This is a genomic window from Halomicrococcus pelagicus (genome assembly GCF_051917725.1).
Lineage (GTDB): Archaea > Halobacteriota > Halobacteria > Halobacteriales > Haladaptataceae > Halomicrococcus.
In genome coordinates this window covers 187190-207301 of sequence record NZ_JBQBLX010000005.1, presented here as the reverse complement: position 1 = coordinate 207301, position 20112 = coordinate 187190, and the positions used below count along the sequence as shown (strand labels likewise).

The following is a 20112-nucleotide window of genomic DNA, read 5'->3' as shown; positions in this document are numbered from 1 at the left end:
TTCGCGGAACCGGAAGAGCGCGGCGACGTGCGCATCCGGCACGGCTCGACGGCCGGACACGACGGCGTCCGGACGGCCCGCGACCGGTCCCGCGTCGCCCGCGGAACGCGCGAGTCCGGCGGCGACGGCGTCGCTACCGATACCCCCGACGCGCCACGCCGCCGGCGTGGAGGCCGTCACGCCTGCGAGGGCACCGCGATTTACGCCCCGATGCCAAGCGAAGACCTGACTGGTCTTCCCGTCGACGAGCAAACCGATGACTGGTGAAGCGCAGAATCCCGAGACCGATACCGGTCCGCTGGACGGAGTTACGGTGCTCGACGCCTCCCGCGTGCTCGTCGGGCCGTTCTGCACCATGCAGTTGGGTGACCTCGGCGCGGACGTACTCAAAGTCGAACGGCCCGGGACCGGAGACCAGACCCGCGAGTGGCATCCGCCGCGGTACGGCGACGCCGAGGAGAGCGCCTACTACATGAGCGTCAACCGCAACAAGCGGTCGATGACGCTCGACCTCGCCTCGCAAGCAGGTCAGGAGGTGTTCCGGGACCTCGCCCGCGACGCGGACGTCCTCGTCGAGAACTTCCGCGTCGGGAAGATGGAAGAGTGGAACCTCGGCTACGAGCGACTCCGAGAGGACAACCCTGAACTCGTGTACTGCGGGCTGTCCGGCTACGGCGAGTGGGGGCCGGACAGGGACCGACCGGCCTACGACGTCATGATGCAGGCCGAGGGCGGACTCATGAGCATCACCGGCGAAGAGAACGGGAGTCCCGTTCGCGTCGGCGTCGCCATCGCCGACATCGGTGCCGGCATGTACGCGACGCAGGCGATTCTCGCGGCGCTCTTCGAGCGCGAACTCGGCGATGGCGTCGGACAGAAAGTCGACGTCAGCCTCCTCGACGGCCAGGCCGCGTGGATGAGCTACATGGCGACGAACTACTTCGCGACCGGCGACCCACCCGGCCGGATGGGGAGCAAACATCCGACCATCGCCCCGTACCAGGCCTACGAAACCGCCGACGGCTACGTCGTCGTCGCGGTGGCGTCGGAACACGTCTGGCCCCGGTTCTGCGAGGCGCTCGACCGCCCCGACCTCGTCGCCGACGACCGGTTCGAGACGAATCCGCGACGCGTCGAGCACCGCGAGGCCCTCGACGCGGAACTCCGACCGGAGTTCGCCGAGCGGACGACCGCGGAACTGCTCTCCGCGTTCGGCGACCACGACGTTCCGGCGAGCGACGTCAAGAATATGGAGGAGGTGTTCGAAAGCGACCAGGTCCGGGCGCGTGGTATGCGTGCCTCCATCGCTCACCCTACCGCCGGGGAAGTGGAGATGCCCGGCTCTCCGATGCATCTCTCGCGAACCCCCGCGAGCGTTCGCCGGTATCCGCCTCGACTCGGCGAGCACACCGACGAAATCCTCCGGGAACACGGCTACAATCGCCGGGAGATCGAATCGCTCTACGACTCCGACGTGCTCGGAGAGAGATTCGAGGACGGTTGAGCCGTCGTCCCTCGACTGCAGGGAGCAACTCGAAGCGGAGACGGCGGTGAAGCGAGCGGTCACGGGAGCGACTAGCAGGTGCGACCGCGTACCTTCGACACCGTCACCGACCCGCCAGATGCGGGATTCGATTCCCGACGATTCGACCGCCGTCGCTCTGCGAACTCGGCGGTCGTATGGAGGGACGCCGTCGCCTTCACGTGTGGAACCGCGTTCGATGGAGGTCTCCGACCGGACTACTCGGCAGCGTCGACGACCTCGTAGCTGATGTTCCGTTCCCGGAGTTCGTCCGTGTGCGTCGAAAGCTCGTTCGCGACCGCGAGCAACAGCACGTCCAGCCCCTTCGTGGCGGCTTCCTGTACCGCGAGGGGAGTCCCGAAGCGAACGTCCGGCTCGTGGTCCGTCGACTCGACCACCGCCAGCGCTTCGGTGCCGGACGTCACGAGCAGGTCGTGTGCTTCGGCGCAATCGGAAACCGTCGCACAGTCGACCACCGTACTTCCTCCGTCCTGAACCCGCGGAACCGAGATTGCAGTCACTCTCCCCACCTCGTAGTCGAGGACGCCTTCGAAATCGGTGACGCCGACGTCCCGTCCCTTCTCCGCGTCCGTGACTGCAACTGCAGTTGCGTTTGCGGTTTCACCCGGCGTCGCTCGGAGAACGCCGTCCCGCATCGAGAGCGACACCGTCTGCCCTTCGTCGATTGCCGTCGTCGCGAACGCGGTTTCGATCTCGACCTGGCCGATGACGTCCTCGGAGACGTGTCGGACGAAATCGCGGAGTTCGTCGGTCTGAGAGATGAGCCAGTCCACGCCTTCCTTGGTGATCTCGTAGCGTCCGCGGCCGTGCTTCCGAACGCACCCGTGCTCGATCAGGTCCCGGAGATAATCGCTCACGGCCTGCGAAGTGATTCCGATCACGTCCGCGATTTCCTGCTGGCTCACCGCCGGCTGTCGTTCCGCGATTTGAACCAGGATCTGGTATCTCGTGGCGTTCCGCTTGCTCCGCAGAACACCTGCATCGTCGGACGTGTCCATTTGTTCTGTCGTTGGCGACTGTGAACACCGACAACTCAAGTATCTTTGCCTTAGTGTCGATGAGCTTGTCTTCGAAGCCGGAACGAGCGCCGTAGTAAAAATTGACTTGGAGTAAATCAACCAAAATTGTTTTAGGCCCCACGCAAGTTGTCTCCGGTGATGGCACGCACAGCACTTCCTCACGACGCGAAGGCGGGCCCGACCAAACCCGAGGTTCGGGCCGTCCTTCACGGCAAACTCGACCTGGCGCCGAACGACCACTTCGCCGAGGTCGGTCCCTGCACGGGCGCGGTCACCATCGAGGCTGCGCGCCGCGCCGGGCGGGTCACTGCGATAGAACGGAAACCGGAACGGTTGGCGGTCAGTCGGAAGAACCTGGCGGCGAACGACGTCACCACGGACGTCACGCTCCGGGAGGCGGAGGCGCCAGACGGACTGCCGGAGGACGCCGACGCGCTGTTCATCGGCGGGAGCAGGAACTACGAGTCGGTGCTCGACCACGCGGTCGAAACCGGCGTCGACCGCGTCGTGATGAACGTCTCCAGGCTCGAAGTCGCCGGTGCGGCGACCGAGGCGTTCCGCGAGCGGAATCTCCTCGACGAAGTCGTCCAGTTCCAGGTGAGCCACGGCTACCAGCTGGCCGGTGCGACCAGCTTCGACTCGGACAATCCGGTGTACATGCTGGTCGGGAGCCCGAACGAAGTTGCCGCGGACGGCGGCGAGCCGACCGACGTGAAGCGAACGTCCGCGAAGCGAGACGCCGACGGGAGCAATCGGTCCGACGGGCCGGGAACGTCGTCGGAGCAGAACTCCGACGGGAGCGATGGGTCGCGTGAACCTCGAACGTCGCCGGAACGCGATTCCGACGGGAGACGACGATGAGCCTGTACGGAGTCGGCCTCGGTCCGGGCGACGCCGACCTCGTCACCGTCAGGGGTCGACGCGTCCTCGAAGAGGCCGACGTCGTTTACTCGCCGGGGCGACTCTCCCGGTCGGTCGCCACCGACCACGTACCGGAAGACCGCATCGGCGACGTCGACTTCCCCATGACGCGCGACGAGGACGAGCTTCGACGGGCCTGGAGAGAGGCCGCCGACGAAATCGCACCGCGAGCGCGTGACGAAACTGCGGCGTTCGTCACCCTGGGCGACCCGAACGTCTACTCGACGTTCGGCCACCTTCGACGCACGATATCCGCGTTCCATCCGGACGTCGACGTCGAAATCGTCCCCGGCGTCAGCGCGGTCACCGCGTTCGCGACCGCCCTCGGCGTCGAAATCTCGTCGGGGGCGAGCCTCGCGCTCCACGAGGCCGCCCGGGGTGCGGCCCCGACCGGTCCGGACCGGATGATCCTGTTCAAGGTCACGGACGCTCCGACGACGCACGAGAAACTCGTCGAAGCCGGGTACGACGTGCTGTACGGTCGCCGGTTGTTCATGGAGCAGGGCGAGACCGTCGTGACCGAGGACCCGGAGGCAATTGCCCAGCGGGACTACTACACGCTGGCCTACGCGGAGAAGCGCGACGTCGAGCACGAACCGGCCACTGCGAGGTTCGAAACGACGGACGACGTGACGATGCGGGAACGCGCCGAAGGCGAGGCTCACGGCGACGAACCCCCGGAGGTGGCGTCGGATGACTGACCCGCAGGACGCCATCGAGGCGGAGGCGGACGCCCGGACACGACGGCGCGACGCCCGAATCGCCGAACGAACCGCCGGCGAGGTTCGGGAGGGGATTCCGTTCATCGGCGCAGGCCCCGGAGACCCGGGCCTGCTGACGGTCACGGGTCGCGAGCTGGTCGAAGCGGCTGACCTCGTCGTTCACGCGGGGTCGCTCGTGAACAGCGAACTCCTCGAGGAGTACTGCGCGGACGCCGAGCAGGTGTCGAGCGTCGGCAAGGACCTGGAGGAACTGGTTCCGCTGCTGCGGGACGCCCACGAGGAGGGACGCGACGTCGTTCGCCTCCACAGCGGCGACCCCGCGGTGTACGGTGCGGCGCTGGAGCAGATGGACGCGCTGGAACACGAGGGCGTTCCGACCTACCTCGTACCGGGCGTGACCGCGGCGTTCGCGGCGAGCGCCACGCTTCGAACGCAACTCACCCTGAACGGCGTGGCGAACCACGTCGCCTTCACTCGGCCCCAGGGCAAGACACTCGACCCCGACGACGACCACATCGGCGAGTTCGTCGAGATGGGCGACGTGACGACCTGTATCTACCTCGGGACGCACGCGGTCGGGGAGACGATGGACCGGTTGCTAGCCGCGGGACACGACCCGGACACGCCGGTCACCGCGGTCTACCACGCGTCCTGGCCCGACGAGGACGTCGTCGAGGGGACCATCGCCACCATCGGTGAGCAGGTGGAGGCGGCCGGTTACCGCGCCTCCGCGCTCGTCATCATCGGCGACGCGGCGCAGGGGACGGAGTACGAGCGCTCCTACCTGTACGGCGACTGGGCGAACGGGAGTTCGAACGAAAGCGAGGCGGACGACTGACCATGAGTACCGAAACAGACGAGACGGAATCGGACGAATCGGGCGGCCACTGCTCCACGCCGGACTCCGACGGAGAGGTGGCCGAGGAGATAGCTATCGTCAGCTTCGAGCGCAAGCTCGACACCGCCCGCGAGATAAAGGACGGTATCGGCGACGAGTACGACCGCGTGGACGTCGTCGAGTATCACGGCGACGTGTTCGCGGAGCACTGGGGCGAGTACGACTGCTTCGTCGGGCTGATGGCGTCGGGCATCGCGATGCGGAAGACGGCACCCCTCCTCGACGACAAGTGGGACGACCCCGCCATCGTCGTCGTCGACGAGGAACTCACGTGGGCCATCCCCATCACTGGCGGCCACCACGGGGCCAACCAGGTCGCCCACGACCTCTCGGAGATGGGTGCGGTCCCGACGATGACCACGGCGAGCGAAGCCGCGGGCGAGCAGGGAGTCGAGAGCAAGGCGAAGGCGCTCGACGCCCACGTCGTCAACGGCGACTCGACGGTCGCGACCAACCTCGCCGTCCTGAACGACGAACTCGGTCCCGTCACCCGACTCGACGGGCCGCGGGCGGTGCTCGTCGACGACGACGTGACCGTTATCGAGCGGAACGGGGACGACGGCGTGGTCCTCGGGACGGGCACCGTCTCGGGCGTGGAGTCGGAGCGGGTACTCGACGCGTGGGACGCCGCACTGGGCGACCTCGGACTCGGCTTCGAGGACGTGGACTTCGTCGCCACCGGCACCAGGAAGGAGGGCGAGGAGGGCATCTACGAGGCCGCACGGGAAGCCGATGTCGGCGTGGTCTTCTTCGAAAAGGAGACCCTGGAGGGGTTCGAGGGACCCTCCCCGTCGCGGTCGAAGGAACTCATCGGGTGGCCGGGCATCGCGGAAGCGTCGGCCATCGCAGGGGGTCGCGAACACGAACTGGCGCGGGAGAAAGAGCGGTTCGAGGACGCGGTGACGGTCGCGGTGGGGCGATAAGATGAGCGACGACCAGACCAGGGGCGACACGGGTACCCTCCACGTCGTCGGTATCGGTCCGGGGCTACCCCACGCGATGACCCAGCGGGCGAAGGACGTCATCGCCAACGCCGACTGCGTCATCGCCTCGAACCTCTACCAGGAGTTCCTGCGGCGCGACGGGACGCTTCCGCCGGAGACCGCGACAGACGGCGGGACGGCCACCGCCTCGGCCGGCGGTCGACCGGAACAGGACGTCGTCCGGTCGACGATGGGCCGACAGACCGAACTCGCCCGCGAGGCCTTCGAACGCGTCCGCGACGGGGAGGACGTCGCCCACGTCTCGGGCGGCGATCCGAACGTGTACGGGAAGAGCGACCTCCTGTTCCTCGTGGCGGAGGAAGACGAGGCGTACGACGTCCCCATCGAGGTCGTACCCGGCGTGACCGCGGCGCTCGGCGGCGCGGCGAACCTCGGCGCACCGCTGTCGAACGACTTCTGTACGATATCGCTGTCGGACAAGTGGCGCGGCTGGGACGAGATAGAGGAGAAGTTGCGCGCGGCCGCGATCAGCGGCTTCGTCATCGTCCTCTACAACTGCTGGCGGGACTACCAGCGCGCGATAGACGTCGTCCGCGAAGAGCGCGCCGACGACGTCCCGGTCGCCATCTTCAACGACGCCAGCCGCGGCGATACCGGTCGCAATCAGGACGGCGAGACCCACACCATCACGACGCTGCGGGCGGCCGACGACCACGACGACGAGGTCGGCGGGATGGGAACCTCCATCCTCGTCGGCAATCACGAGACGAACGTCTGGGAGAACGAACGCGGAAAGCATCTCGTCACCCCGCGCGGCGGGCGTGACGTCGACGACTTCTAACGATGAGCACTGACGACACCACCGAATCCAAGTGCGGAGCATCGAAGACGGAGACGAGCGAGTCGAACTGCGGCGCGTCGAGCGGTTCGTCGTCGAGTTCGAACTGCGGCGGGTCGGCGGACGCGTCGACCGAAGAGAAGGTCGGCGCGACCGTCGACGACTTCGACGCCGACCCTGGTCGTCTCGTCGCGGTCGGGTTGGGTCCCGGCCACGCGGACGGGATGACCCGACGCGCCCACGCGGCGCTGCAGGAGGCCGAACACATCGTCGGCTACACGACGTACATCGACCTCCTGCCCGACGAGATCACCGACGCTGCCGACGAACTGTACGACACCCCGATGTGCGGCGAGGTCTCCCGTACCGAGGAGGCCGTCGACCGCGCGCTCGCGGGAAATCACGTCGCCATCGTCGGGAGCGGCGACCCGAACGTGTACGCGCTCGGCGGTCTCGCGCTCGAAATCGTGGAGTCGAAGGGCGCGACCGCCAGCGCGCTCGACTTCGAGGTCGTTCCGGGCGTGCCCGCGGCCCAGTCCTGCGCGGCGCGGGTCGGCGCACCGCTCGTGAACGACACGGTCAGCATCTCCCTGTCGGACCACCTGACGCCGATGCCGACCATCGAGTCGCGCCTCCACGCCGCCGCCAAGGAGGGGTTCACCATCACCATCTACAACCCGTGGAGTCGCAAGCGCAGGGACAACTTCGAGAAGTGCTGTGAGATTCTGCTGGAGCATCGCGACCCCGGGACGCCGGTCGGCATCGTCCACGGGGCCGGCCGCGAGGACGAGCGGGTCGAAATCGTCGAACTCGGCGACCTCGAATCCCTCGGCGAGACCGACCTCGTCGACATGACGACCACGATTCTCGTCGGCAACGAGGACACGTACGTCTGGGACGACCGGATGGTCACTCCGCGCGGCTACGAGAGCAAGTACGACTACTGAACCATGACAGGCTACCGAGTAATCGTCGACGAGGACGCCTGCGAGGGCATCTTCGCCTGCCTCACCCGCGACCCGCGCTTCGTCGAGGGCGAGGACGGACTGGCCACGGTCGACCCGGCGGCGGACCCGGTCCCGCCGAGCGGGAGCGACGAGGGTCGCGTCCGCGAGGATGACGGGCGGATAGTCGCCGAGTTCGAAGACGACCGGGCCGACGAGGCGCGGCAGGCGGCCGCCGCCTGTCCGCCGGGCGCGATTACCGTGGAGGAGTACTGATGTCGGTAGAGACCGGCGCCCCCACGGATTTGCTCGCGAGCCACCCGGAGACGGCGTACTTCTGGGGGCGAGCCGTCGGCGATGGCGACCTGGACGAGGGCTGTCTGACGGTCCGCGCGAACGACGAGACGGCCGCCCGCCGGCTCGCGGCCATCGCGGGCGACGAACGGGTCGACCACCGCATCGTCGAGCGCGAGTACGCCCACGACACGGCTATCACTCGCACGGAGGACGAGTACGCGATACAGCTCTTCGGCGACGTGGCGCATCGGGCGGCCGCGGCGTTCGGGCTTCCGTTGAACGGCGACCCCGGCGGGTATCGCCTGGACGCCTTCGACAGGTACGAGCGCCAGCTTCTCCGCGGACTACTCGAGGGGTGCGGCACGGTCTGTTTCAAGAGTTCCTCCGAGACGGCCGGCGTCTCCGCGGACGGTTCGACCGGCGGCTCCGTCGGCGTCTCGTTCGTCCACGAGGACAGACACCTCCTCGAACGCGTCCAGGCGCTCCTCGCGAGCGTTCCACCGGACGCACCCACGGGCGGCATCGAGGAGACGTCCTCCGGCGGCCACTGGTTCGGCGTGAGCGACGAGGCAGTCCCGACGGTCGGCCCGTGGCTGTACGAGAACTGCGAGGAGAGCGGACTGTTCGCCCCGACGCGAAGACGGAAGTTACTGAAGAGTCTCGAACGCGCCGGAGAGCGATGAGCCGGAGTACCGACGGCGACGAGTCCGGCCGCGACGAGGCGGCCCGTTCGGTGGACGCGGGCGGTGCGTTCGACGACGAGGCGGTGTTGCTCGTCGGTCACGGTTCGCGCCGAGAGAAGTCGAACGAGCAGGTCCGCGAACTCGCCGCCGGCCTGGAGGAGCGACTGGGCGTCCCGGTCGACGTGGGATTTCTCGAACTCGCGGCACCGACGATATCGCAGGCCATCGGCAGTCTCGCGCCCGCGGTGTCCGAGATAACCGTGGTCCCGCTATCGCTGTTCGCCGCGAGCCACGTCAAAAACGACGTCCCGCTGGCCGTCCAGCGGGCGCGGTCGGAGTGTTCGGACCTGACGCTCCACAACGGGTCCCACCTCGGCGTCCACCCCGCAATCGTCGACCTGCTGGACGACCGCGCCGCCGCGGTGGAGGCGGAACTGGGCGTCGACCGCGAGGCGGACGACGTCGCGGTCGTCCTCTGTGCGCGCGGGTCGAGCGACCCGGACGCCAACGGCGACGTACGCAAGCTGGCTCGGCTCCTGTACGAGGGCCGCGCGTTCGACCGCACCGAATCCTGTTTCGTCGGGGTCACGGAACCCCGCTTGCGGGACGCGCTTCACGACGTGGCGAAGCATCGTCCGGACGCCGTCGTCGTGCTCCCGTACATGCTGGGCGACGGCGTACTGACCCGGCGCGTCCGCGACCGGACCGCAGAGTTCGACGACGAGTACCCGTACGTGGACGCCGCGGCCGGAGACCCCCTCGGGACGGACTCACGGCTCCTGGACGTACTCGGCGACAGATGGCAGGAGGCGCGCACGGACAGCGTCCGCATGTCGTGTGACACCTGCAAGTACAAGGTCGAACTCGACGGGTACGAGGAGGACGTCGGCGGTGCGCGGGCCATGCTGCGGGCGCTGACTCACCAGGAGTCATACGCCGACCGCGACTCCGTGGACGACGACCCGCACGCCCACGACGCGCCGGAGAAGCACGTCGCCGTCTGCACGAACCAGACCTGCGCGGCGGACGGCGCGCCGGCTATTCTCGAACGCCTGCGCCAGTCGGTCCGGGACTCCGAGGAGTGCGACGCGCGCGTCACGCGCTCGTCGTGTCTCGGACGGTGCGGCGACGGGCCGATGGTCGCCGTCTACCCGGACGGCGTCTGGTACGGCGGCGTCGACGAAAACGACGCGGAGCGTATCGTCTCGTCCCACCTCGACCGGGATCGAATCGTTTCGGACATCGTCGACCAAACGCTGTAACCATGAGCTGTCACGAGATCGAAGCGCTGCGACTCGGATTGATGAACGTCCTCGGCACGAGCGACCGGAGCGTCCGGGAGCACGCCGAGAAAGAACTGGAGGGGCACCTGGAGGGTCCGATAGAGGGGTTGGCGAACGCCGAGAGCCTGTCGGAACTCCGGCGGCACCTCGACGCGGCCCTCGTCGACCTGGAGGAACAGATCGCAACCGCCGACGAGAGCGTCCCCGAGTACGACTACCTCAGGGGGCGTCTCGTCGCGGTCCGCGACGCCGAGCAGTCGCTCGCCCGGTTGACCGACCACGGCGACTCGCTGCTGGACGACTTCGGGACGTCCCACGACGTCCTCCACGAGGCGTTCCCCGTCGATGACTAACCGGACGGTCGACCTGGGGAGCGTCGACCCCGCCGGGTCCCGGCAACTCGGTCGCCGGTCCAGCGTCTGCCTCCACGACGACGCCGTCGTCGCCGGCCTCGCCGACGGGTCGGTCGTCGCGTTCGACGCCGATTCCCTCGACGAACGCTGGCGGAACGACGGCGACCCGGAGAGCGAAGCGAACCGGGGCTCGTCGGACGCCCCGTCCGACGGCGTCTCGGGAAGTGTCGTCTCGCTGGCCCCGTTCGCGGACGGGGTCCTCGTCGGTGAGCGCGGCCCCGGCGGCGCACTCCGACTGCTCGACGCCGACTCCGGGACGGAACGGTGGGGCTATCGCTCCGCGGACGACGTCGGTGGCCCGACGAAGCGGACCCGTTTCTTCCAGCCGTTCGTCGTGGACGCGGTCGCGGACGACCGGCGGGCGTACGCGGCCGCTCGCCGCTACCACCGAGGACCGGACGGCGACCGGGCCTTCGAGAGCGTCGTGTACGCCTTCGCGGCCGACGGCGCCGTGGCGTGGCGCTACGAGACCGACGCCTCGCCGATTTCCCTCGACGTCCGGAACGGGAACGTCGCCGTCGGCTGCAACCGCTGTCCGGGGACCGATTCCGGCGGCCTCGTCGTCCTCGACGCCGACATCGGAGCGGTGCGTCGCCGCTGGAATCCGCCCGGCGGTGGGGAGCGCCGCGTCGGCGACGTCTCGCTCACCGAGGACGGTATCGCGGTGGCCAGCCACGCCGACTATCGGGGCTACCTCCTCGACGGCGAGGGCGTCCGCTGGGCGGTCGACCTGGGTCGACCCGTCGAACGGGGCGAGGAGACGGTCTACGCCTATCCGAACCACGTACACGCCACCGGCGATGGCGTCGTCTTCGTCACCGGAAACACCTATCCCCAGGACGGACGGGAGGCGAGCGCTCGCCACCCGACCGAACACGCGGCCGTCGGGGTCGGGCCGGGCGGCGAGGTTCGCTGGGAGTCGTCGGTCGGCGGGTTCGTCCACGGGGTGGCGACCGACGGCGACGGTCTCGCCGTCCCTTCGGCGCAACACTTCCGGGAGCGGGACCCTGACGCGCACGCGCTTCACGGGTTCGACGTCGTCGAGGGCCGAACGACGACGCGGCCGACGTCGGGCGTCGTCACCGCGGCCGCAGTCGAGGACGGTCGATTCGCGGCCGTGGAGGAACCCGTCGCCTACCACGACGGGGACGACGTTCGGGGCTCGTACCGACTCCACCGCTGATTTTCCCTTCTTCCCGAAATCGTCCCGGAAGTCAGAGGAGGAGACGAAGCGCGAACCCGAGAACGACGACGCTCGTCACGAGTTCGAACGCCGCGTGGACTCGCTTGCCTCGCCCCTGGACGACCGAGAACAACTCGCCGATGCCACCGCCCATGACCGACATGGTCGAGGTGATGGCGAGCGCGTAGACCGCGACGGCCACGAGCGCACCGCGGAGACCGCTCGTCGGAACGACCGTCGAGACGAGCGCGAGCATGCTCACCGGTGGTGACAGCGCGAACAGCGACCCGATGACGCCCGTCCGGAGGTAGTCCGCGTAGCTGTCGTGTGAGTGATGCAGATGGAGGTGGGCGTGGGACACCGTCTGCCCGACCGGACCGGAGATGGCGGCCGGGGCGGAGTGAACAGGGAGTCCGCGAACCCGGCGCGTGCCTTTCGCGGCCAACACGCACGCGACGCCGAAGAGAACGAGACCCGCCAGAGTCGTCCCGACGGTGTCGAACACGGCGGGCGGTGCCGTCGCGACGCGACCGATGGCGATGAGAACCGCGACCCAGGCGAGGACGACCACGACGTGCCCCACTGCGAAGCTGCCCCCGACGAACGCCGCGTGGGTCCGCCCGTGGGCGTCGGTCGTCATCGCGGAGATACCGGCGGCGTGGTCCGGCTCGAATCCGTGCGTTATCCCGAGTACTGCTGCGGCGGCGAGAACGCCGACGCCGGAGACGTCTATCATCGGTCTCCTCCATCGGTCCGCTGGAGCGCGTCCGCGACGCGCTCCGGCGTGAGAGCTGCGAGGGGGACGCGTTCACCGTCGGCGGCGGAAACGACGTCCGCCACCAGATTCGTCCGCCCGCCGTCACTGGCGTCGACGACCATGACGTGCGCTCCGCGTTCGGCGAGGGCAGACGCGGCCGTCCGCGTGTCCGCCGTCGGAGAGTCGCTGCCGGCGTTCGCCCGCCCGTCCGTGACGAGGACGACCACGGCCTCGCCGGGGTCCGCCCGCGCGAGTACCTCGCCAGCAGCCCGAAGACCGTCCGGGAGCGGAGTGCGTTCGCCCGTCGGTAACGACTTGAGGTGACGCGCCGCGAGGTCGACGCTGTCGGTCGGCGGGAGGACCACGTCGGCGCTCTCGCCGGCGAACGTGACGACCGCTACTTCGTCACGGCATTCGTACGCGTCCCGGAGGAGGTCGAGGGCGACGCCTTTCGCGGCCCGCATCGGGCCGCGCATCGAGGCACTGGCGTCCATCGCGAACACGACGAGCGTCGAACTCTCGCCCTCGCGGACTGAGCGACGGAGGTCCCGCGACTCGACGCGGTCGCCGCCGCGAACCGCGGCAGCGCGAACGGACGCCGCCGCGTCGACGGCGTCGTCCAGTCCGGCACGCTCCGTCCGAATCCGCGTTCCGCGACCGCGTTCGCTCGGACGCGCCCCGGCCCGTCCGCTCCCGTCGGCACGCTCTGCCGTCGGCGCACTCAGGTCAGGAGCCATCCCGTCACCGGGTTCGACCGCTTCGGCGGGTGGCTGACCGGGAACGAGCGGCGTCGCTTCCTCGTCGCCGTCGCTCCCGTCGCCGTTCGAGGAGTCGACTCCGCCGCTTTCGGTCGGCGCGTCGTCGGTACTTCCCCGTTCGGACCCGTCACGGGGGCCGGACCGCGGTTCTCGCGGGTCGACCGGCTCGTCGCCGTCGTCGCCTCCCTCCTCGGATTCGCCGTGATTGCCATCCCGTCCCGCGTCCGAACCGCTCTCGTCGGATTCGGGAGGGTCCCCCGATTCCGTGTGGTCGCGTTCGGACTGGTCGCGGCCATCTTCGGCGCTATCCTCGCCATCTCGAACGTCCTCCCCTCCGTCTGCAAAGTGGTCGGCGACGACGTCCCCGGAATCGGGAGCGTCTTCGAAGGGTCGGCTCTGGAGACGGTGGGGCAGTGCGAGTTCGGCGGCGCGGCGAACGTCCGTCTCGATGACCCTGTCTCTCGCGTCGAGGGCGGCCAGGGTACGCGCACCCCGCGCCGTGGCGATGTCCGCTCGATGCCCTTCGACGCCCGCGTCCCGGCAGAGTTCCACCACCTCGCGGGCGAGCGAATCCGGAATCGTCACGTCCGGGAGACGCTCGCGCGCCTCGCGGAGGCGCTCGCGAACGGTCGCGGTTTCGTCGTCGTAGTCGTCGTCGAACCCCGAAAGGGCGCGTTCGACGACCGCGACCCGCTGGTCGAGGTCGTGCACGCCGGTCACTTCGACCTGGAGTGCGAATCGGTCGCGGAACTGCGGGCGGAGGTCGCCCTCCTCGGGGTTCATCGTTCCGACGAGCGTGAAGTCGGCAGGATGGGTGACGCTGACGCCGTCGCGTTCGACGCGATTGACGCCGCTGGCTGCGGCGTCGAGCAGGACGTCGACGAGGTGGTCGTCGAGGAGGTTCACCTCGTCGACGTAGAGGACGCCCCGGTTCGCCCGGGCGAGTAAACCTGGGTTGAACTCCGTCGCCCCGTCCAGGGCTTTTGCAACCGACAGGGAGCCGACGACGCGCTCCCGGGACGCGCCGAGCGGCAACGTCACGAAGGGGACCGACCTGGTTTCGACGGGCGGATCGTCCCGCGCCCGGCACTCGCTGCACTGCGCGGATTCGTCGCCGGGGGGACAGCCGTACGGACAGTCGGCGACGACGCGCTGGTCGGGCAGCAGGTCCGTAAGTGCGCGTGCCGCCGTCGATTTCGCCGTTCCCTTCTCGCCGCGGACCAGTAGCCCGTCGAGTTCGTCGTTCGCCCCGGCGACGAGAAGCGCTTCTTTCAGCTCCTCTTGGCCCACGACGGCGGGGAACGGCACCGTCGACCGGGAGGGCTGCGACACTTTTTTGGCCTCTCCTAAATCAATCATACTTGCAATAGTACAACAGAGGTTTAATAGAGTTATGCCTAAAGTTGCCCTGTACACAGCCACGGAGAACGAACTCGGAGCCGTCCAGGCCGCGGCTGAGCGCGTCGACGTCGACCTCGTCGTCCGCTCGGAGGGGGACCTCGACGAACGGACGGACGTCGAAGCGTTCCTCGAGGAGGCGGTCGACGCGACCGCGGCCGTGTTCTGGCTCCACGGTGCGGAGGAGAGCATGCCCGGCTACGAACGCGCCGTCGACCGTCTCGCCGAGGAAGGGGTCCCGCTCGTCGTGAAGTCGACCGGCGACGCGTACGCCCTCGAAGACACGACGGTCGGCACGGAGGACCGCGAGGCAGTCTACGAGTACCTGGACCGCGGGGGAACCGCCAACGTCGCTAACTGCGTCCGCTTCCTGGTCGACGCCTACGCCGACGAGGACCGCGAGTACGACGGTCCGGTGGCGCTCCCGACCGAGGGGGTGTATCACCCCGACGTTCCAGGCGCCGAATACGAAGACCTGCGCGCCAGAATCGACTCCGAAACGTCGCCGGAGCGAAGCGCCGACGAGCCTCGTAACGCAGAGCGTGACGAGACGCCGACCGTCGCGGTGTGGTTCTACGAGTCCCACTGGACCCACGAGAACACCCGGTACGTGGACGCTCTCGTGCGAGCGCTCGAAGCGAACGGCGCGGACGCGCTCCCCATCTTCTGCAACCCGGCGACCGACGCCGACGAACAGGAGGACGCCGAGTGGGTCGTCGACAACTGGTTGCTCGACGAGGACGGCGAACCGGTCGTGGACGCCGTCCTCTCGTCGTTCATGTTCTCGCTGTCGATGGACGAGCGGGGGCGGGACGCGAGCGACGAGGGCGAGAGCGCGGAGGACGTGTTTCTGGACCGACTGGGCGTCCCGATCCTCCAGACGATTACGACGATGCGGTCGCGCTCGCGGTACGAGAGCAGCGACACCGGCGTGATGGGCTTCGAACTCGCGCTGTCGGTCGCGCTCCCGGAGTTCGACGGGAACGTCATCACCCACCCGATCAGCGGGAAAGAGCGCACGGAGGACGCCGCCGGCATCGGAAGCGCTCCGAAACAGCACTTCCCCATCGACGACCGGGTCGACCACGCGGCACGCCTCGCCGTCAACTGGGCGCGCCTCCGACACCTCCCCAACGAGGACAAGCGCGTGGCGGTCGTCCTGCACAACTACCCGCCGAGCGACGACGGCATCGGGACGGCCTTCGGACTCGACAGCCCCGAGAGCACCGTCAACCTCCTCGAAGAGTTGCAGGGTCGAGGTTACGACCTCGGCGGTGAACTACCGAACAGCGGCCAGACCCTCGTCGACCGACTGACCGCACAACTCACGCTCGACGACCGTTGGGTGGCCCCCGGGGACGTACGCGATTTGAGCGTCGACGTGGTCTCACCGGACCAGTACGGACGGTGGTTCGAGGCCACCGACGAGCGCTTCCGCGAGAACGTCGTGGCGGAGTGGGGCGAACCGCCGGAACGTCCCTTCGCCATCCCGGGCGTCGAGTTCGGGAACGTCCTCGTGACCGTGCAACCGCCGCGGGGATTCGGCGCGGACCCCTCGAAGGTGTACCACGACTCGGACCTCCAGCCACCCCACGACTACGTGGCGTTCTACTCGTGGCTCCGGAACGCCTTCGAGGCCGACGCCGTCGTGCACCTCGGCACGCACGGCAGCCTGGAGTGGCTCCCTGGCAAGACGGTGGGGTTGAACGGCGAGAGCGCGCCGGACCAGCTAATCGGCGACCTCCCGAACGTCTACCCGTACATCATCAACAACCCCGGGGAAGGGACCCAGGCCAAGCGTCGTTCGTACGCGGCCATCGTCGACTACCTCACGCCGGTGATGCGAAACGCGGGGACGTACGACGAACTCTCCGAACTGGAGGAGCTCGCGGACAGGTATCGCGAGGCGGGCATGGAGGACGCCCGGACCGACGACGGCGAACACCTCGAACGACTCATCCGCCAGACGGTCGACGAACTCGACCTCGCAGTCGAACTCGGCATCGATGGGCGCGTCGACGAGAAGGTGGACGTCCGCGGCCCAGAGAGCGAGGCGCAAAACGCCTCGGAAGGACGGAGCGGCGAGCGAAGCGAGCCGCGAGAGGAGGCCGGGACGACGCTCGCCGAGGGGAGCGTGGCGGGCGACGACCTCACCGTCGACGAACTCGTCGAGCGGATTCACGAGTACCTCACCGACGTGAAGACCACCCAGATTCGGATGGGGCTCCACACGATGAGCGAACCGCCCGCCGACGAACGCCTCGTCGAGTACCTCGTCGCGCTCACCCGACTGGAGAACCCTGGCGCGCCGAGCCTCCGGGAGAGCGTCGCCGGCGTGCTCGGCGTCGACTACCAGCGGATGCTCGACGAACCGGGGACGTACGACGAGACGCTCGGGATGACCTACGCCGAGGCTGCCGACGGGGTGTACGAGACGAGCCTCGCGCTCGTGGAGACGCTGGCCGAACAGGGGTTCGACGTCCCCGCGTCCGAAGCGGAAACCGACTCGGACGCGGAGGTGAACATGAATCTGCTCGTCGTCGACGTCGACCCGTTGGGCGACGCCCGCGCGAAGGCGGGTGCCCACGACGAACTCCGCAAGGCGCTGGCGTTCGTCTGCGAGGAAGCGGCACCGCGCGTCGAGGGAGCCGAGGACGAGATTCCCCGGACTGCGGACGCGCTGGCCGGCGAGTACGTCCCGCCGGGCGGGAGCGGCGCTCCGACTCGCGGCGGCGTCGACCTCCTCCCCACCGCCCGCAACTTCTACACCCTCGACCCGCGGAAGGTGCCGGCGAAGAGCGCCTGGCAGGTCGGACGGGAGGTCGCCGACGGCGTCGCGGACCGTCATCGTGACGAACGGGGCGAGTACCCGGAGGAGATCGGCGTCGTCGCGTGGGGGACGCCGACGGTGCGTACTCGCGGGGAGACAGTCGCGCAGGTGCTGGCGCTGATGGGCGTCGAGCCGGAGTGGACCGACGCCGGACGAGTCGACGACGTGACCCCGATTCCGTTGGAGGAACTGGGGCGGCCGCGGATCGACGTGACGACGCGCGTCTCCGGTCTGTTCCGCGACGCGTTTCCGCAGGCCGCCGGCGTCGTTCACGACGCCGTCGACGCCGTGGTCGACCTCGACGAGCCGCCGGAGTGGAACTACGTCAGGAAGCACGTCGAGGAGGAGACCGAGCGCCTGAAATCGGACGGGATGGACGAGTCCGACGCGCGGAACGCGGCGACCCATCGCGTGTTCACCACGCGACCGGGGGGCTACGGCGCGGGGACGAACAAGGCCGTCGACGAGGGCAACTGGGACGACCGCGCCGACCTCGCGGACGTGTACGTCCAGTGGGGCGGCTACGCGCTGGGCAAGCGCGGTCGCGTCTCCGAAGCACGCGACGCCTTCCAGCGCCGGCTCGGCAGCGTCGAGGCTACGGTGAAGATCGAGGACACCGCCGAGCAGGACGAGTTCGACAGCTCGGACTGGTACGCGTTCCACGGCGGCTTCATCACCGCCGTCTCGGAAATCGCCGGCGAGGAACCCGCCTCGTACGTCGGCGACTCTGCCGACCCCGACAACGTCGACGTCTACACCAACGAGGAGAAGGTCCGGAAGGCGATGCGCGCTCGGGTTCTCAACCCGGACTGGCTCGACAGCATGGAGGACCACGAGTACAAGGGCGCGGGCGACCTCTCCACGACGGTCGACGTCGTCCTCGGGTGGGACGCCACGACCGGCGTCGTGAGCGACGCGCTCTGGGACGACGTCGCCGAGAAGTACGCGTTCGACGAGGACCGTCGGGAGTGGATGCGAGACGTGAACCCGTGGGCGCTGGAGAGCATCACCGACACGCTCCTCGAGGCCATCGACCGCGGACTGTGGGACGCCGACGACGAGACGGCGGACCGCATCCGCGACGTCAATCTCCGAGTCGACGGTGACATCGAAGCGCGCGCCGACGGGACGGACGCCGCGGAGGTGACGAGCGATGACGACTGACGCCGACGTCGACGCCTCGGCAGGCGACGACGAAGCCGAAGCGTACGCCGACCTCGGCGCGACCACCGAGAACGCCATGCACATCGCCGAGACGAGCATGGACCGCGTACGCGAACTCGTCCCCGACGAGACGCTCCGCGACAGAATCCGCCAGAAGTCGGTCCACGCCACCGGCGACCCGGAGTTCCAGCATCTGATGCGCTTCGAGGGCGACCCCGTCCGGGCGGGCGCGAAGGCGGTGCTCGACGAGCGACCCATCGTCACCGACATCACGATGGTGAAGTCGGGAATCACCGGGCGTGGCCACGGCTGTTCGGTTCGCAAGGCCATCGGCAACGGCACCGACCTCGCGGAGCGGACGGGGATGACGCGAACCGCCGCGTCCGTGCTCGAACTCGACCGTCGAGGCGTCTACGACGGAGCGGTCGCCGTGGTCGGGAACGCACCGACCGCGGCGCTGGCCCTGGCCGACTGCATCGAAGACGGAACCCGTCCCGCTGTCGTCGTCGCCACCCCCGTGGGGTTCGTGAAGGCCGCCGAGAGCCGCGAGCGCGTCCGCGAAGTCGCCCGCGAGTACGGCGTCCCCGCCGTCACGAACGTCGGTCGCCGCGGCGGAAGCGGACTCGCGGCCGGGCTGACGAACGAACTCGTGCACGTCGCGAGCGACGCACGGGACGGCGAGGTTTCGCTGGAACCCCCGGAAAAGCCGAACGAAGAGCGGAGCGACCGATGAGACGAGGAGACGCCGACCCGACATGAGCGACCCACACGATTTGGAAGCCGGTCCCGACCCGGCGACGGTCGCGGCGTCCGCACCGGAAGCGCCCGCGGAGAACCCGGTGTACGCGGTCGGAATCGGTCCGGGAAATCCGGAGTACCTGACCCCTCGGGGGGAGCGAGCGATTCGCGAGGCGGACGTCGTCGTCGGATTCGAGACGGTCGTCGACTTCGTCCGCGAGAAGACCGACGCCGAACTACTGTCCTGCGGTTACGCCGACGAAGCCGACGCGCTCGAGACGTTCGCCCGGCGGGTCGGCGACGGTGCGGACGGGACTGCCGTGCTGATGGGCGACCCGAACCACTCGGGCTACCAGTTCGTCGGCAAGGTCCAGGCCGCAGTCGACCGAACGGTGCGCGTGGTTCCGGGTATCTCGTCGCTCCAGATGGCTGCCAGTCGTGCGCGAACGCCCATGGAGGAGACGACGTTCGTGACGCTCCACAAGAGCGGCGACGTCGCTCCGAATCTCCAGCGCCTCCGCGACGCCGTCGGCGACCGTCACCTGCTCGTACTACCGCGACCGTACGACTGGATGCCGGGAGACGTCGCCGCCGACCTCCTCGATGCGGGTGCGTCTCGGTCGCGCGACGCGCTCGTCCTCGAACGGTTGACGCACGACGACGAGGAGGTCACCCGGTCGACGCTGGGCGAACTCGGAACGCACGCGGGCGGGACGAAACCGGAAGACACGCCGTTCTCGGACCTGTCCGTGCTGGCCGTTCGGGCGGACTGACCGACG

General features: G+C 68.8%; 18 protein-coding genes. 15 read left to right on the top strand and 3 right to left on the bottom strand.

Annotated features, from left to right (window positions below):
• Positions 1-256: 256 nt before the first annotated feature.
• Positions 257-1504, top strand: a complete 1248-nt coding sequence (locus ACTF4R_RS15030; protein ID WP_440008707.1) for a CaiB/BaiF CoA transferase family protein — start codon at positions 257-259, stop codon at positions 1502-1504.
• Positions 1505-1740: 236 nt separating this feature from the next.
• On the opposite strand, the gene ACTF4R_RS15025 is transcribed toward ACTF4R_RS15030, so the two are convergent.
• The gene (locus tag ACTF4R_RS15025) at positions 1741-2541 is read right to left on the bottom strand and encodes a DUF7839 domain-containing protein (RefSeq protein ID WP_440008706.1); all 801 of its coding nucleotides are present in this window, start codon (positions 2539-2541) and stop codon (positions 1741-1743) included.
• 159 nt (positions 2542-2700) lie between these two features.
• On the opposite strand from ACTF4R_RS15025, the gene cbiT reads away from it, so the two are divergent.
• From cbiT to ACTF4R_RS14970, 11 genes are read left to right on the top strand one after another with little or no spacing between them, the layout of a single operon-like run.
• On the top strand, positions 2701-3423 hold the full coding sequence (cbiT, locus tag ACTF4R_RS15020) for a precorrin-6Y C5,15-methyltransferase (decarboxylating) subunit CbiT (RefSeq protein WP_440008705.1): 723 nt from the start codon (positions 2701-2703) through the stop codon (positions 3421-3423).
• Entirely contained in the window at positions 3420-4184 is a 765-nt protein-coding gene (locus ACTF4R_RS15015) for a cobalt-factor II C(20)-methyltransferase (protein WP_440008704.1), read from the top strand. The genes cbiT and ACTF4R_RS15015 overlap by 4 nt, the downstream gene beginning before the upstream one ends.
• Positions 4177-5043 (top strand): cobalt-precorrin-4/precorrin-4 C(11)-methyltransferase, encoded by an 867-nt coding sequence (locus tag ACTF4R_RS15010; protein WP_440008703.1) that lies wholly within the window; start codon positions 4177-4179, stop codon positions 5041-5043. The genes ACTF4R_RS15015 and ACTF4R_RS15010 overlap by 8 nt, the downstream gene beginning before the upstream one ends.
• 2 nt (positions 5044-5045) lie before the next feature.
• Positions 5046-6026, top strand: a complete 981-nt coding sequence (gene cbiG, locus ACTF4R_RS15005) for a cobalt-precorrin 5A hydrolase (protein WP_440008702.1) — start codon at positions 5046-5048, stop codon at positions 6024-6026.
• Position 6027: 1 nt separating this feature from the next.
• Positions 6028-6888 carry a precorrin-3B C(17)-methyltransferase gene (locus ACTF4R_RS15000; RefSeq protein ID WP_440008701.1) on the top strand — a complete coding sequence of 287 codons (861 nt, stop codon included), beginning with the start codon at positions 6028-6030 and terminating at the stop codon, positions 6886-6888.
• A 2-nt stretch (positions 6889-6890) separates the two neighbouring features.
• Positions 6891-7832, top strand: coding sequence for a precorrin-3B C(17)-methyltransferase (gene cobJ, locus ACTF4R_RS14995; protein WP_440008700.1), 942 nt, complete (start codon positions 6891-6893; stop codon positions 7830-7832).
• 3 nt (positions 7833-7835) lie between these two features.
• Positions 7836-8105 (top strand): ferredoxin, encoded by a 270-nt coding sequence (locus ACTF4R_RS14990; RefSeq protein WP_440008699.1) that lies wholly within the window; start codon positions 7836-7838, stop codon positions 8103-8105.
• A complete protein-coding gene (locus ACTF4R_RS14985) occupies positions 8105-8809 on the top strand; it encodes a cobalamin biosynthesis protein (RefSeq protein ID WP_440008698.1) in 705 nt (234 codons plus the stop codon). The genes ACTF4R_RS14990 and ACTF4R_RS14985 overlap by 1 nt, the downstream gene beginning before the upstream one ends.
• Positions 8806-10071, top strand: a complete 1266-nt coding sequence (locus tag ACTF4R_RS14980; protein WP_440008697.1) for a CbiX/SirB N-terminal domain-containing protein — start codon at positions 8806-8808, stop codon at positions 10069-10071. The genes ACTF4R_RS14985 and ACTF4R_RS14980 overlap by 4 nt, the downstream gene beginning before the upstream one ends.
• Positions 10072-10073: 2 nt before the next feature.
• On the top strand, positions 10074-10445 hold the full coding sequence (locus ACTF4R_RS14975) for a DUF3209 family protein (RefSeq protein ID WP_440008696.1): 372 nt from the start codon (positions 10074-10076) through the stop codon (positions 10443-10445).
• Positions 10438-11688, top strand: a complete 1251-nt coding sequence (locus ACTF4R_RS14970) for an outer membrane protein assembly factor BamB family protein (protein ID WP_440008695.1) — start codon at positions 10438-10440, stop codon at positions 11686-11688. The genes ACTF4R_RS14975 and ACTF4R_RS14970 overlap by 8 nt, the downstream gene beginning before the upstream one ends.
• A gap of 31 nt (positions 11689-11719) precedes the next feature.
• Here the strand turns inward: ACTF4R_RS14970 and ACTF4R_RS14965 are convergent, their stop codons facing one another.
• Both ACTF4R_RS14965 and ACTF4R_RS14960 read right to left on the bottom strand, forming a co-directional pair.
• Positions 11720-12424 (bottom strand): hypothetical protein, encoded by a 705-nt coding sequence (locus tag ACTF4R_RS14965; RefSeq protein ID WP_440008694.1) that lies wholly within the window; start codon positions 12422-12424, stop codon positions 11720-11722.
• A complete protein-coding gene (locus ACTF4R_RS14960; protein ID WP_440008693.1) occupies positions 12421-14562 on the bottom strand; it encodes an ATP-binding protein in 2142 nt (713 codons plus the stop codon). Before ACTF4R_RS14960 ends, ACTF4R_RS14965 begins: the two co-directional genes overlap by 4 nt.
• Positions 14563-14596: 34 nt before the next feature.
• Between ACTF4R_RS14960 and ACTF4R_RS14955 the strand changes: the two genes are divergently transcribed.
• Genes ACTF4R_RS14955 through ACTF4R_RS14945 form a run of 3 tightly spaced genes read left to right on the top strand, consistent with a single transcriptional unit; the run spans position 14597 to position 20106 of the window.
• A complete protein-coding gene (locus ACTF4R_RS14955; protein WP_440008692.1) occupies positions 14597-18595 on the top strand; it encodes a cobaltochelatase subunit CobN in 3999 nt (1332 codons plus the stop codon).
• The gene (locus ACTF4R_RS14950; protein ID WP_440008691.1) at positions 18585-19328 is read left to right on the top strand and encodes a precorrin-8X methylmutase; all 744 of its coding nucleotides are present in this window, start codon (positions 18585-18587) and stop codon (positions 19326-19328) included. The genes ACTF4R_RS14955 and ACTF4R_RS14950 overlap by 11 nt, the downstream gene beginning before the upstream one ends.
• Before the next feature lie 22 nt (positions 19329-19350).
• Complete coding sequence (locus ACTF4R_RS14945) at positions 19351-20106, top strand: cobalt-precorrin-7 (C(5))-methyltransferase (RefSeq protein WP_440008690.1); 756 nt, start codon at positions 19351-19353, stop codon at positions 20104-20106.
• Positions 20107-20112: the final 6 nt, after the last annotated feature.

Excerpts from the sequence above, each read along its gene's own strand:
- ACTF4R_RS15030 (WP_440008707.1), top strand. The coding sequence starts at position 257 with ATGACTGGTGAAGCGCAGAATCCCGAGACCGATACCGGTCCGCTGGAC.
- ACTF4R_RS15025 (WP_440008706.1), bottom strand. The coding sequence starts at position 2,541 with ATGGACACGTCCGACGATGCAGGTGTTCTGCGGAGCAAGCGGAACGCC.
- cbiT (WP_440008705.1), top strand. The coding sequence starts at position 2,701 with ATGGCACGCACAGCACTTCCTCACGACGCGAAGGCGGGCCCGACCAAA.
- ACTF4R_RS15015 (WP_440008704.1), top strand. The coding sequence starts at position 3,420 with ATGAGCCTGTACGGAGTCGGCCTCGGTCCGGGCGACGCCGACCTCGTC.
- ACTF4R_RS15010 (WP_440008703.1), top strand. The coding sequence starts at position 4,177 with ATGACTGACCCGCAGGACGCCATCGAGGCGGAGGCGGACGCCCGGACA.
- cbiG (WP_440008702.1), top strand. The coding sequence starts at position 5,046 with ATGAGTACCGAAACAGACGAGACGGAATCGGACGAATCGGGCGGCCAC.
- ACTF4R_RS15000 (WP_440008701.1), top strand. The coding sequence starts at position 6,028 with ATGAGCGACGACCAGACCAGGGGCGACACGGGTACCCTCCACGTCGTC.
- cobJ (WP_440008700.1), top strand. The coding sequence starts at position 6,891 with ATGAGCACTGACGACACCACCGAATCCAAGTGCGGAGCATCGAAGACG.
- ACTF4R_RS14990 (WP_440008699.1), top strand. The coding sequence starts at position 7,836 with ATGACAGGCTACCGAGTAATCGTCGACGAGGACGCCTGCGAGGGCATC.
- ACTF4R_RS14985 (WP_440008698.1), top strand. The coding sequence starts at position 8,105 with ATGTCGGTAGAGACCGGCGCCCCCACGGATTTGCTCGCGAGCCACCCG.
- ACTF4R_RS14980 (WP_440008697.1), top strand. The coding sequence starts at position 8,806 with ATGAGCCGGAGTACCGACGGCGACGAGTCCGGCCGCGACGAGGCGGCC.
- ACTF4R_RS14975 (WP_440008696.1), top strand. The coding sequence starts at position 10,074 with ATGAGCTGTCACGAGATCGAAGCGCTGCGACTCGGATTGATGAACGTC.
- ACTF4R_RS14970 (WP_440008695.1), top strand. The coding sequence starts at position 10,438 with ATGACTAACCGGACGGTCGACCTGGGGAGCGTCGACCCCGCCGGGTCC.
- ACTF4R_RS14965 (WP_440008694.1), bottom strand. The coding sequence starts at position 12,424 with ATGATAGACGTCTCCGGCGTCGGCGTTCTCGCCGCCGCAGCAGTACTC.
- ACTF4R_RS14960 (WP_440008693.1), bottom strand. The coding sequence starts at position 14,562 with ATGATTGATTTAGGAGAGGCCAAAAAAGTGTCGCAGCCCTCCCGGTCG.
- ACTF4R_RS14955 (WP_440008692.1), top strand. The coding sequence starts at position 14,597 with ATGCCTAAAGTTGCCCTGTACACAGCCACGGAGAACGAACTCGGAGCC.
- ACTF4R_RS14950 (WP_440008691.1), top strand. The coding sequence starts at position 18,585 with ATGACGACTGACGCCGACGTCGACGCCTCGGCAGGCGACGACGAAGCC.
- ACTF4R_RS14945 (WP_440008690.1), top strand. The coding sequence starts at position 19,351 with ATGAGCGACCCACACGATTTGGAAGCCGGTCCCGACCCGGCGACGGTC.